A 12,463-nucleotide genomic window follows, 5' to 3' on the forward strand; every position below is an offset into this window, starting at 1 on the left:
CGAAAGCCATGGAAGTCATCGAAACATTACGCTCCCGCATCGAAACCAGCGTCATCAGCATCAGCCGCCCTCCCGGCAGCCCTGATTTTCGCTCTCCGCCGGGCGATCCCGGCCTGTTCGGCCCCGATTCCGCCGCCTGGCTGGTGCACGGCGACTTCACCGCGATGCTGATCGGCGGCGTCGGCGCGCTGCTGATGCAGATGCTGCATCCATTGGCGCTGGCCGGCGTGTGGGATCATTCCACATTTCAGCAAGACATGCTTGGCCGCTTGCGGCGCACCGCGCAGTTTATCGCAGGAACGACCTATGGCAGTCGCCAGGATGCAGAGAAACTGATCGCCCTGGTGCGCCGTATCCATCATGGCGTGCGCGGCGTCGCGCCGGATGGCCGCGCTTATTCGGCGGACGATCCGGATTTGCTGACCTGGGTGCATGTGGCGGAGGTGTCGAATTTCCTGCGCGCATATCTGCGCCATCGCAATCCGCAACTGGGCATGGCGCAGCAGAACCGCTACCTCGACGAAATCGCCCTGATCGCGGAACAACTCGGAGCAAGAAATGTGCCGCGCACTCTGGCGGACATGGATGACTATATAGAGAAGATGCGCCCGCAACTGCATTGCGACGAACGCACGCTGAAAACCCTGGAACTGGTGATGAACGCACCGGCGCCGAACGCGCTGGCGGTGCCGTGGACACGGCTGATGATGCGTGCCGGCGTTGACCTGCTGCCGGACTGGGCCAAGCTGCAACTCGGCGTGAAACCCTTAAGCCCGTTGCAGCAGGTCATGTTGCAACGGGCCGTCGCGGTGGCGGCGAAGCCGATACGCTGGGCGGTCCGGCAAAGCTCCGCCCAGCTGGCCCGCCAGCGCATGGCGCCGACAGAGCCGATGTGAAACTTAATGAGCGTCGGCTGATGGCGCTTTAGGTGGCGCCACTTTGTGCATGAATGGAATCAGCACAATCGCCACCAGAAAACACACCATCACCGCCAGGAAGGCATCGGCAAAAGTCTGGGTCTGCGCTTCGCGCATGGTCAGTCGCCACAACTGCTGCAAGGCGCCGGTCGACGCGCTGCCGCCATCGAGTCCCCATGCCAGCATGTTGGCGCCGGTGTTTTGCACCAGATTGTTCATGGATTCGTTGGCGCTGTTGAGATGTTCCGCCAGACGCAGGAAGTGCAGGTTGGTGCGGTCGTTGAGGATGGTGCCGCACACGGCGATGCCGATCGCGCCGCCCAGATTGCGCATGAGGTTGAACAAACCCGAAGCCTGCTTCAGCCGCTCCGGCTTGAGCGCACCCAGCGTCAGCGTCACCACCGGCGCCACCGCGAACTGCTGTGCAAACCCGCGCAGCGCTTGCGGCAACATCAGCTCGCGCCAACCCCAGTCGTGCGTGATCGGCGTGAAGTTCCACATGCTCAGTGCGAAGCAGGCCATCCCGAACATCATCAGCCAGCGCAGATCGACGCGCCGTCCCAGATAGGTATAGAACGGAATCGCGCAGATCTGGAACAGGCCGGTCGCGAAAATCGCCAGGCCGATGTCGAGCGCACTGAAGCCGCGCACGTGCGCCAGGAATACCGGCGTCAGATACACCGTGGCGAAGATGCCGATGCCGGTGACGAACGAGAAGAAGCAGCCGAGCGCAAAGTTGCGGTCCTTGAGCGCGCGCAGATCGACCACCGGATTTTCATACGCCAGGCTGCGCCAGATGAATCCGATGCCGGCGACGATGGCGATCCAGACCGTGGTGCGGATCACGTCGTCGCCCATCCAGCCCAGCCGCGGACCTTCTTCCAGCGAATACTCCAGGCAACCGAGACTGGCCGCCAGCAGGATCATGCCGAGATAGTCGGCGCCCTTGAGCAGCGACAGATTGGGCTTGTCGATGCGCACCAGCATCGGCACCACCACCGCGACGAAAATCCCCGGCACGAGGTTGATGAAGAACAGCCAGTGCCACGAATAATTGCTGGTGATCCAGCCGCCGACGGTAGGCCCCAGGGTCGGCGCCAGCGACGACAGCGCGCCGACGGTTGCCGCGGCAATCACGCGCTGATGGCCGGAAAAATAAAAGAACGCCGAAGTGAACACCATCGGAATCATCGAGCCGCCGAGGAAACCCTGCAGCGCGCGGAAGAAGATCATGCTGTTGATGTCCCAGGCCATGCCGCACAACATGCTGGCGACGGTGAAGCCGACCGCCGAGGCGCTGAACAGCCAGCGCGTCGACATCACGCGCGCCAGCCAGCCGGACAAGGGAATGACGATGATCTCGGCGATCAGGTAGCTGGTCTGCACCCAGGCGGTTTCATCGGCGCCGGCCGACAAGCCGCCGCCGATGTCGGCCAGCGAAGCCGACACGATCTGGATATCGATCAGGGCGATGAACATGCCGACGCACATGGTGGCGAAGGCGAGGATCTTGGCCTTTTGCGTGAGTTCAGCAGGCGAAGATTGTGGCATTGGCGACGGTGTCGGCGGTGCCATGGTGGTACTGGCGACGGCACTCATGCTCAGCTCCGTTTGACGTTATTGGCGTTGTTGGCGCCGGAGGCCGGCATGCGCTCGTCGACTTCCGCCGTCACCGACAGACCGGGCCGCAATTTTCCAAGCCGCGCCGCTTCACCGTCGAGCAGAATCCGTACCGGCACACGCTGGACGATCTTGGTGAAATTACCGGTGGCGTTTTCCGCAGGCAGGATGCTGAATTGCGCGCCGGTTGCCGGTGCAATGCTGGCAACATGACCTTCGAAAGTCTCACCGGGCAATACGTCTGCCTTGATCTTGACCGCCATGCCGGTCTGAAAACGGGCGATCTGGCTTTCCTTGAAATTGGCGTCGACCCACAAGCCTTGCGCCGGCACCACCGACAACAGTTGGGCGCCGGTAGCGGCATACGCGCCGAGACGTGCGCGGCGGTTACCGACCACGCCGTCAACCGGTGCGCGCAATTCGGTATAGGCGACATTCAGTTCGGCCAGATTGCGTTCGGCGATGGCTTGTTGCAATGCCGCCTGCGCTTTTTGCTTTTGCGTGGCGAGCACGTCGAGTTGACGCTGCGCGGCGTTCAGGCCGGCTTGCGCCTTCTGACCGTTGGCGACTGCCTGCTTATAGTCGGCGTCTGCTTTCTGGAAGCTCTGCACCGATACCGCCGCCTTCGACGACAGGCTCTGGTAGCGCGTCTGGTCGTCATGCGCGCGCGAAGTTTCGGCGCCGGCGGCGGCGACGCCGGCCTTGTTTTGCTCGATCACGGCTTCCTGCAAACGGCGCTCGGCGTCGATGTTGGCCAGCGTCGCTTCCTGCGCCTGCACGGCGGCTTTCAGTTTGTTCAATACCGCAACGTAGTCGCGGTCATCCAGTTTGATCAGCAAGTCGCCGGCTTTGACGCGCTGGTTGTCGGTCACCAGCACTTGCGCGATGTTTCCCGACACCTTGGGCGCAATCACGGTGATGTCGCCGCCGACATAGGCATCGTCGGTGTGCTCCCAGTAGCGGCCTTCGGCGAACCAGTAAATCAGATAACCGACGACCGCGGCGATCACGACGATCGCCACGAGGATTTTCACCGCGCCGTTTTTGCCATTCTTTTTTGCGGTGGCTGACTGCCCGATGTCGTTCGCCGTCGCAACGATTGTTGGATTGCTCATGTTGTACCCCAGTCTTTCTATCGATAAGCCCGCGCGGGGCCGGTTATGAAAAATGCCGTTGGTCCTGCAAATCTTGAGTCCTTGAAAGCCTTTGCCGGCAACGTGTTGCGACTCGAAAAAATATTTCAGACGGCTAGTTGCTTTCATTTTGATAGTTAGATTAAACTAGAGACTATCATTTTGCAAGTAACTTTTTAAAAGATGGTTTTTTCCAAGGGAGTCAGCGATGGACGGCAACAAACTGATGGGATCGGCAAGCCTGAGCGCGGTGGCGCTGGCGGTCGGCGTATTTCTGACGGGCTGCGCCAGCGGCCCCGATTACCAGGCGCCGGCGGTGACCGGCGGCGCGTTCCACAATGCAAGCCTGCTGGAGCAACGCAACGCTGTTGCGTCGATGCCGCAACTGGATGAATGGTGGAAAGGTTTCAACGATCCGGTACTGAGCCGGGTCGTGCAGCGCGCGATCGAGCAAAACCTCGACCTCGCCGCCTCGGTCGCCCGCGTCGAGCAGGCGCGTGCCGCAGCGCAGGAAGCCGGCGCGCAGCGTCGTCCGCAAGTCGGCCTGGAAAGCCAGGCGGCGCGCACCAGGCAATCGCTCAACAGCCCGCTCGGCAAGATTGCCAGCAGCTTCCCCGGTTATGAACGCACCCAGACCTTGTATGACGTCGGCGTCGGCGCCAGTTGGGAACTGGATCTGGCAGGGTCGCTGAAGCGCGGCGCCGAAGCCGCCGATGCGGAACGCGACGCCGCCGAGGCCGATCACATGGGCGTGCGCATCTCGATCGTCGCCGAAGCAGCGGACGCCTACTTCCGTATTCGCAGCGCGCAATCCCGTCTGCGCATCGCCGAAGATCAGGTGCAGACCACCAGCCAACTGCTCGACCTGGTGCGCCTGAGGTTGCGCGACGGCATGTCGAGCCAGCGTGAGAGCGCGCTGGCCGAAGCGCAACTGTCGCAGGCGCGCTCGGGTATTCCGCCGCTGCGGATCGAACTGGAACGGCAACTGAACCGGCTCGATGTCCTGATGGGCGCCGTACCGGGGACCTATGCCAAGGAATTGAGCGACGATACATCGACCGTTGCAACAGTCCCGGCCATCATCGTCGCCGACGGTAGCGCTGCGTTGTTGCGTCGCCGTCCCGACGTGCTGGCGGCGGAACGGCGTCTTGCCGCTTCCAATGCGCGCATCGGCGTGGCGATGGCGGAGTATTACCCCAAACTGTCGCTGTCGTCCTTGCTGGGATTTGAAAGTCTGGGCGCAAGCGGATTGTTCACCGCCAACAGCTTCCAACCGCAGGCGGCACTGGGTCTGCGCTGGCGCCTGTTCGACTTCGGCCGCATCGATGCCGAAGTCGCGCGCGCCAGGGGCGCCAACCAGGAGGCGCTGGCGCGTTACCGGCAAGCTATCCTGCGCGCCACCGAAGACGTGGAAAATTCCATCGTCACGCTGGTGCAGCTGGAAAGACAAAGCGTCGAACTGAACGATGAAGTCGCCGCCCGCCAACGCGCACGCGGCGCCGCGCAAGACGCTTATCAGGGTGGTGCATTGAGCCTGACGGAAGTATTGGAGGAGGATCGCCTGCTGCTGCATGCACGCGATCAGCTGGCGCAGGTGCGCGCCGACGATGCGCGTGCCGCGGTGACGACCTTCCGCTCGCTGGGCGGCGGCTGGTAATGCGCAGGGAAATGCGTAAAGCCGTGCTGCTGTCGTCCTGACGAAAGTCAGGATCCAGTGTCGTATCGACGGTCCTTACGACACTGGGTCCCAGCGTCCGCTGGGACGACGGAAAAAATCAGAAGCGTGATCGACCTCTCAGCTCGCGCGTTGATTACGGGCTTCGTAAGTTTTGAGATGGGTATAGACGACTTGCAAAAGATCCGTCTTGGTCCCGGCTTCGCGGCCGCGACGCAACAGATCGCCGATGATGTGATCGGCTTCGATGCGCGCGTTGTTGCTGATGTCGCGGAACATGGAGGCGGTCAGCGTCGAGCCGGCTTCGGTCAGCATCTTGCGCGTGCGATCGTAGAAAGGACCGCCCGGCGCATGATCGTTGGCGGCGGCGATGGCGGCATTTTCCTCCAGCAAGGCGGTGATGAATTGCTCGCCGCCCGGCGCCTGCAAAATATCGCCGACGCTGGAACGCATCAGGCTGGTGCTGCCGGCCAGCGATGCCAGCATGATCCATTTTTCCCACATCGACTGCAGGATGGCGGGACTGACGTTGACGTCGAAACCGGCGCCGGCGATTTCCTTCTCGATCTGTGCGAGGCGCGACGACGATGTGCCGTCGCGTTCGCCGAAGGTCATGCCATGGAAAGTATTCAGATGCTTGATGGCGCCGTCGGCGTCGATGGTGCTGGCGATGACGCATTGGCCGCCGAGGATTTTTTCCGCGCCGAAACGTTGCGACAGGATGTCCAGGTGCTGCATGCCGTTGAGCAGCGGCAGGATGACCGTGTCCGGTCCGACTGCGGCAGCGAAGGATTCGATCGCGTCGGCCAGGTCGTAGGCTTTGCAGCTGAGGATGATCAGGTCGTAGTGCCGCTTCAGGTTTTCTTTCAGGACGGTCGGTGGATTTTCCAGCGTCAGATCCCCGACCGGGCTTTTGATCCGCAAACCGTTTTTCGCCAGCAGCTCGGCACGTTTCTCGCGCACCAGGAACGTCACGTCGCGCCCTGTCGCCAGCATGCGCCCGCCGAAATATCCGCCGACTGCACCGGCGCCCACTATCAAAGTTTGCATCTTCACGTCTCCTCGTTTTGTTCCCGTATCCGGTCCTGCAAATAGTCGTCCGCGCTACCCTGCCTGAGTTGCTGCGCCGGGTCGCCGAAGTTGCGCAGGCCCCAGTCGTACATCGCCGCAATCACGACGCGGAAGTCGCGACCGCGTTCGGTCAACAGGTACTCATAACGCGGCGGATGCTGACGGTATTGACGACGTTCAAGCAAGCCGGCGTCGACCAGTGTCTGCAATCGACGCGCCAGCATGTTGGGCGATATTGCCAGATTTTTCTGAAACTGGTCGAAGCGGGTCAAACCGCGCAGGCAATCGCGCACGATCAGGATGCTCCACCACTCCCCCACCACTTGCATGGTGCAGGCAACGGGGCAATCCTGATCGTCGAGACATTTGCGGCGCATGCGGGCCTGGTGCGGTGGCTTTCGATTACCGGGTGTAGCGGCCTGCGGGATGTTTGAGCGACAGGTTCGGTCCCATGGCGTGACGTGCCGCGGTCAGCGCGGCCCATTGGCCAACGTCCGGCAGCGGCGGAATGGTGACCGGTTCGCCCAGGTCCAGACCGGCCAGCGCCGCGTCGACCAGATCGTCCACATCCATCACCATGGCGTCGGGCAGAGCGTCGATGTCGGAGCCCGAACGTTCCCAGATCTCGGTGCGGGTGGCGCCAGGCAGGACTGCCTGCACGCGCACGCCATGCTTGCCCAGCTCGTTTTGCAGCGATTGGGTCAGGTTCAGCACGAACGCCTTGGTGCCGCTGTAGGCACCGTTGAACAGTTCCGGCGCCAGCGCCAGCACCGAGGCGAGGTTGATCAGCGTGCCGCCCTTGCGCTGGATGAAGCCCGGTGCGACGGCGGCGGCCAGGCGCATCACGGCGGTGATGTTGAGCTGGATCATGGCGTCGTATTTATCGATATCGCCGTCGGCCAGTTCGCCGGCGATGCTCATGCCGGCGTTGTTGACCAGCATCGTCACGGAAGCGTCGGTGCGCAGGCGTTGTTCGACTTTCAGCAGGTCGGCCTTGTTGACCAGGTCGGCCGGCAGGATCTCGACCTTGACCGAGGTTTCCTTGCGCAGGCGTTGCGCCACTTGTTCCAGACGCTGCGCGTCGCGCGCCACCAGGATCAGGTCGTAGCCGCGGCGGGCCAGACGGTCTGCATAGGTTGCGCCGATACCGGTGGATGCGCCGGTGATGAGTGCCGTGCCGGGTTTTGTGCCGCTGTTTGCTGCATTGCTCATGTTGTTCTCCGAAAAGGTAGCGTCCGACCATTCGGACAGTTACTTTCATAATAATAGTTACTTGGGAAATGTCAAGCAAGCGCTTTGTTTCGATCAAGGCGATAGGCAAAAGCTAATGCGCTTTCGTGGTTGGCGAGGTTCGATGGCAACAGAAACGAGACGACAGCGACAAGGCATGGAGCTGTCGCCGTGGAAGGAAAGAATGAGAGAGAGCCGGCGCGCGGAAACCGCCGGCAAGACCGCTATTCGCCGAGCAGGACGCCGGGAAAATTGCGCATGGTGCGCACGAACGGCGCAGTGGTGCCGAGGGCACGCGAGACCACCAGCGAACCGTGCATGGTGATCATCGCATCTTCCGCGCGACGTGACGCTTCTTCGGCAGGCACGCCGGTTTCAACGACGACGGCGGCAAGCGCCTTGATCAGCCCGCCAAGGCGCTGCTTCAGGTATTGCTGGAAGAACTCGCCCGCTTCGCCGATGGTGAACAGATCCGTCAGACAAGGCTTGGTGCCCTTGGCGTAGAACTCGCTGAGCGCGGCGCTGAATTTCTTCAGACGCTTTTCGGCCGGGGCATCTTCGGCCAGCGTCGGCATCACATGCTCGCCGAACCACACGCCGACGGCCTCCAGCGCTGCCGTGCCCATGTCGGTTTTGCCATTGGGGAAGTAATGATAGAGGCTGGACTTGCCCAGGCCGGTGGCTTCCGACAGGCTCGCCAGGGTCGCGCCCTGATATCCCGAGCGGCGGAATTCGGCAAGGATGCGTTGGGCGACTTCTTCGCGGGACAGGCTTGGAGCAGGCATAGGTGTTCTTCGGTAAGTGGCGGCACAGCGTGAAATACGCACCAGTAGCGATCTACATGGCGGCCTCGCTGTTGTTTTCAAGGATTATAAATTTATTTGACAGGCTTCTTGGGATTGTTTATTGTACCGAACGTTCGGTACAGTTTTTGTATTTTACGCCGAGATGTTCCGACGGTATCCATTTTTCTCGCCTTGCCATTCACCAGGAGATACACATGCAATCCGCCCAGCCTATCCGCCTCTACGGTTTTCCCTTGTCCGGCCACAGCCATCGCGTCGAGTTGTTCTTGTCCCTGCTCGATCTTCCGTATGAGTTCATCTACGTCGATTTGCCCAACCAGGCGCAGAAGGAAGCCGCCTTCCTGGCCAGGAACCCGCGCGGCCAGGTGCCGGTGATCGAGGACGGCGACGTGACTTTGTACGATTCGACGGCGATCCTGGTGTATCTGGCCAAGCGCTACGGCAACAGCGGCTGGCTGCCGGACGACGCGACCAATGCCGCCAAAGTGCAACAGTTCCTGTCGCTGGCTTCGGGCGAGGTGCTGGAAGGTCCGGGCAAAGCACGCCTGGTGAAGCTGTTCAACGCGCCGCATGATTATGAGCTGGCGAAACGGAAGGCGGCGACGCTGCTGCAACTGCTGGAAACACACCTGGGCGGCGGTCGCAGCTTTCTGGTCGGCACGCATCCGACCATCGCCGACATCGCTTGTTACAGCTATGTCGCGCATGCGCCGGAAGGCGGCGTCAGCCTGGCGCCGTATCCGCAGTTGCGCGCATGGATCGCCCGCGTGGAAAGTTTGCGCAATTTCTTGCCGATGCAGGCCTCGCCGATTGCGGCATAGACTGTCTCGCATCTTCACATCCAGGCAATAACAGACCATCAGAACCGGAGTTTGTCATGAGCGAGTCACAGCAGTCCGTCCTGCAAGACGTCACCTTCCATCCGGGCGAACTGCTTGCCCAGCAACGCGCCGGCGTGCTCGAAAAAATGGCGGCGGTCGGCCCGCGCGTGATTCGCGATTACATGCCCGACCAGCACCGGCAGTTTTTTGAGCAGTTGCCGTTCATGCTGGTCGGCAGCCGCGACAAGAGCGGTCAGCCGTGGGCGTCCATCATGGTGGGCGAGCCCGGTTTTGTGTCGTCGCCCACCGAGCGGCGACTCGAGGTGCGCGCCCGCGCCCATGCATCCGATCCCCTGCACGCGAATCTGCGCGACGGCGCGGCAATCGGACTGCTCGGCATCGAGCCGCACACGCGCCGGCGCAATCGCGCCAACGGCATCGTGGAACAGTTGAGCGACGAGGGATTCTCGATCGTCGTCACCGAAAGTTTCGGCAATTGTCCCAAATACATCCAGGCGCGCCGACCCGAACTGATCGACATGGATCCTGCCGCGCCGGCAAGCGAAGAGACCGGCGCGGTGCTTACGCCCGCGATGATGGAATTGATCGGCAAGGCGGATACTTTCTTCATCGCCACTGCCGCCGACGAGAACGCCGACCATGTGGCCGGTCGGCACGGCACCGATGTCTCGCATCGCGGCGGCAAACCAGGATTCGTGCGAATCGACGGAAATCACACGCTGACCGTGCCGGACTTCATCGGCAATTTTTTCTTCAACACGATCGGCAACCTGGTGACGCATCCGCGCGCCGGCCTGTTGTTCGTCGATTTCACCAACGGCGACCTGCTGTATGTCGCGGTCACGGCCAAAGTGATCTGGGACGGCCCCGAAGTGGATGCCTTCGCCGGCGCGCAGCGGCTGCTGCAGTTTTCCGTTGCCCAGGCGCGGCACGTGAAGTCCGTACTGCCGTTGCGCTGGGGCGAAGCGGAGACGTCGCCCTACCTGGCGCCGATGGGTAGCTGGAATTAAGGCCTGTTCACATTAAACCCAGGTCGACGATGGAACAGGCAACGGCGACGCCAGGTTCAACGAACCGCGGCCAGGGCTTCGTCGACGCTGCCGAGGATTTTGTACAGCGCGACGAAACCGCTGCTGTGGAATACTTCATGCACCTGGGGACGCAAGCCCACCACCACCAGGCGCCCGCTACGTTCCCGGGCTTTCTTGCTTAATATGTACAAGGCCTTCAATCCTGGCGGACCAAGCTCGTCGAGCCCGGAAAAGTCCAGAATCATCGTCTGCAAACCGGGATGGCACCGGTCATGCAATTGCCGGGCGAATTCGGCCGTACCGCTGGCATTCAGACTACCGATCGCGCGCACAATCAAAACTTCGTCATTTTGGATCGCTTCGACTTTCATGATTTTTCTTTGTATCAGGCAATTCGGCCGGCCATTATAAAACTCGCCGCGGCTCCCACCCAATCTCAAATGGTTACCAAATGTTGCTTACAACCTTTATTTGTATCCATATGCTATTCATTTCCCATCATTTATAAAAATGACCGGTTTTAACTCGAAAACCTTCGTTGTTCTGCGCGATACCAGACCGAAGACAGGCGTTTGCTCAGAACAAAGAATGTATATCGCAATATGATATACAGCGATCTGGTCAAGCCTGCGCATACGGTCTTCCACGAAGAACACGTACGCGAAAAACTCGCACAGTAATTCGACTGACATAAAAAACGGCACAGGCTTCGACCCCTGTACCGTCCGCTCTCCGAAGAGAACGCAGAACAAACTTTGATGCTTGGCGCCGATTGATCAGACTGCGCTGACGTCGAGCTCCGCTTCGGTATTGGCAATGACTTCTTCCTTCGTCACGCCGCTCGCCAGCTCGATCAGCTTCAGGCCTTGCGGCGTCACGTCGATCACACCGAGGTCGGTGATGATGCGATTGACCACGCCCACGCCGGTCAGCGGCAGGTTGCATTGCTTCAGGATCTTTTGCGAGATGCTGCCGTCCTTGCCCTTGGCGACATGCTCCATCAGCACCACTACGCGACCCACGCCGGCCACCAGGTCCATCGCGCCGCCCATGCCCTTGACCATCTTTCCCGGAATCATCCAGTTGGCCAGGTCGCCCTGTTGCGACACTTGCATCGCGCCCAGGATGGCGATGTTGATCTTGCCGCCGCGGATCATGCCGAAGGAATCGGCCGAGCTGAAGAACGACGAGCCGGGGATGGTCGTCACGGTCTGCTTGCCGGCGTTGATCAGGTCGGCGTCGACCTTGTCTTCGGTCGGGAAAGGACCGATGCCGAGCAGGCCGTTTTCCGATTGCAGCCAGACTTCAATGTTGTTGGGAACGTGATTCGCCACCAGGGTCGGCAAGCCGATGCCGAGGTTGACGTAGAAGCCGTCCTGCAATTCCTTGGCTGCGCGCGCAGCCATTTCGTCTCTGGTCCATGCCATGGTTATTTCTCCTTATTTCGCCGCAGCAGAAACCGTGCGTTGTTCGATGCGCTTTTCCGGCGTGGCGTTGACCACGATGCGGTGCACGAAGATGCCGGCGGTGTGGATCTGGTCCGGGTCGAGCTGGCCGACTTCAACCAGTTCTTCGACTTCGACCACGGTGATCTTGCCGGCCATGGCGACGTTGGGGTTGAAATTGCGCGCGGTCTTGTTGAAGACCAGGTTACCGGCCTTGTCGGCCTTCTGTGCCTTGACCAGAGAAATATCGGCCACCAGCGAGCGTTCCATGACGTACTTGGCGCCGTCGAAGTCGCGGATTTCCTTGCCTTCGGCCACCAGCGTGCCGACGCCGGTCTTGGTGAAGAAGGCCGGGATGCCGGCGCCGCCGGCGCGCAGCTTTTCGGCCAGCGTGCCTTGCGGGGTGAATTCCAGTTCCAGTTCGCCGGCCAGGTATTGGCGTTCGAACTCTTTGTTTTCGCCAACGTAGGAGGCGATCATCTTCTTGATCTGGCGCGTGCTCAGCAGTTGGCCCAGGCCGAAACCGTCGACGCCGGCATTGTTGGAGATCGCCGTGAGGTTCTGCACGCCGGAGTCGCGCAAGGCCGCGATCAGCGCTTCAGGAATGCCGCACAGGCCGAAACCGCCGACGGCAATCGTCTGGCCGTCCTTGACGATGTCGGATAACGCGCTGGACGCGTCGGGATAGACTTT

Annotated in this window: 13 protein-coding genes; 4 read left to right on the forward strand and 9 right to left on the reverse strand. The window is 61.2% G+C overall.

Annotated features, from left to right (window positions below; all coding sequences use genetic code 11):
• The first annotated feature begins 8 nt into the window (after positions 1 to 8).
• Positions 9 to 896: an oxygenase MpaB family protein gene (locus PMI16_RS05405; RefSeq protein ID WP_007877213.1), complete on the forward strand. Its 888-nt coding sequence runs from the start codon at positions 9 to 11 to the stop codon at positions 894 to 896.
• Positions 897 to 899: 3 nt separating this feature from the next.
• Here the strand turns inward: PMI16_RS05405 and PMI16_RS05410 are convergent, their stop codons facing one another.
• Together PMI16_RS05410 and PMI16_RS05415 are read right to left on the reverse strand one after the other, a co-directional pair.
• On the reverse strand, positions 900 to 2,516 hold the full coding sequence (locus PMI16_RS05410; RefSeq protein ID WP_007877214.1) for a DHA2 family efflux MFS transporter permease subunit: 1,617 nt from the start codon (positions 2,514 to 2,516) through the stop codon (positions 900 to 902).
• Positions 2,517 to 2,518: 2 nt separating this feature from the next.
• A complete protein-coding gene (locus tag PMI16_RS05415) occupies positions 2,519 to 3,652 on the reverse strand; it encodes an HlyD family secretion protein (protein ID WP_034379317.1) in 1,134 nt (377 codons plus the stop codon).
• Positions 3,653 to 3,878: 226 nt separating this feature from the next.
• On the opposite strand from PMI16_RS05415, the gene PMI16_RS05420 reads away from it, so the two are divergent.
• The gene (locus tag PMI16_RS05420; protein WP_007877216.1) at positions 3,879 to 5,327 is read left to right on the forward strand and encodes an efflux transporter outer membrane subunit; all 1,449 of its coding nucleotides are present in this window, start codon (positions 3,879 to 3,881) and stop codon (positions 5,325 to 5,327) included.
• A 138-nt stretch (positions 5,328 to 5,465) separates the two neighbouring features.
• On the opposite strand, the gene panE is transcribed toward PMI16_RS05420, so the two are convergent.
• From panE to PMI16_RS05440, 4 genes are all read right to left on the reverse strand, one after another.
• On the reverse strand, positions 5,466 to 6,395 hold the full coding sequence (gene panE / locus PMI16_RS05425) for a 2-dehydropantoate 2-reductase (protein ID WP_007877217.1): 930 nt from the start codon (positions 6,393 to 6,395) through the stop codon (positions 5,466 to 5,468).
• A 2-nt stretch (positions 6,396 to 6,397) separates the two neighbouring features.
• Positions 6,398 to 6,793, reverse strand: a complete 396-nt coding sequence (locus PMI16_RS05430) for a winged helix-turn-helix transcriptional regulator (protein WP_007877219.1) — start codon at positions 6,791 to 6,793, stop codon at positions 6,398 to 6,400.
• Positions 6,794 to 6,818: 25 nt separating this feature from the next.
• Positions 6,819 to 7,628, reverse strand: a complete 810-nt coding sequence (locus PMI16_RS05435) for an SDR family NAD(P)-dependent oxidoreductase (protein ID WP_007877221.1) — start codon at positions 7,626 to 7,628, stop codon at positions 6,819 to 6,821.
• A 242-nt stretch (positions 7,629 to 7,870) separates the two neighbouring features.
• Positions 7,871 to 8,431, reverse strand: a complete 561-nt coding sequence (locus PMI16_RS05440; RefSeq protein ID WP_007877223.1) for a TetR/AcrR family transcriptional regulator — start codon at positions 8,429 to 8,431, stop codon at positions 7,871 to 7,873.
• Between the two features lie 215 nt (positions 8,432 to 8,646).
• On the opposite strand from PMI16_RS05440, the gene PMI16_RS05445 reads away from it, so the two are divergent.
• The gene (locus tag PMI16_RS05445; RefSeq protein WP_007877225.1) at positions 8,647 to 9,273 is read left to right on the forward strand and encodes a glutathione S-transferase family protein; all 627 of its coding nucleotides are present in this window, start codon (positions 8,647 to 8,649) and stop codon (positions 9,271 to 9,273) included.
• Positions 9,274 to 9,329: 56 nt separating this feature from the next.
• Positions 9,330 to 10,304 (forward strand): pyridoxamine 5'-phosphate oxidase family protein, encoded by a 975-nt coding sequence (locus PMI16_RS05450; protein ID WP_007877227.1) that lies wholly within the window; start codon positions 9,330 to 9,332, stop codon positions 10,302 to 10,304.
• Between the two features lie 56 nt (positions 10,305 to 10,360).
• On the opposite strand, the gene PMI16_RS05455 is transcribed toward PMI16_RS05450, so the two are convergent.
• The 3 genes from PMI16_RS05455 to PMI16_RS05470 form a co-directional block, all read right to left on the reverse strand.
• Positions 10,361 to 10,696 (reverse strand): STAS domain-containing protein, encoded by a 336-nt coding sequence (locus tag PMI16_RS05455; RefSeq protein WP_007877229.1) that lies wholly within the window; start codon positions 10,694 to 10,696, stop codon positions 10,361 to 10,363.
• A gap of 405 nt (positions 10,697 to 11,101) precedes the next feature.
• Positions 11,102 to 11,752: a 3-oxoacid CoA-transferase subunit B gene (locus PMI16_RS05465; RefSeq protein ID WP_007877231.1), complete on the reverse strand. Its 651-nt coding sequence runs from the start codon at positions 11,750 to 11,752 to the stop codon at positions 11,102 to 11,104.
• A gap of 12 nt (positions 11,753 to 11,764) precedes the next feature.
• Positions 11,765 to 12,463 (reverse strand): CoA transferase subunit A (locus PMI16_RS05470; RefSeq protein ID WP_007877233.1); only part of this gene is annotated, 699 nt, incomplete at its 5' end.

Origin of the sequence: Herbaspirillum sp. CF444, from assembly GCF_000282135.1 — a bacterium.
Lineage (GTDB): Bacteria > Pseudomonadota > Gammaproteobacteria > Burkholderiales > Burkholderiaceae_D > Herbaspirillum.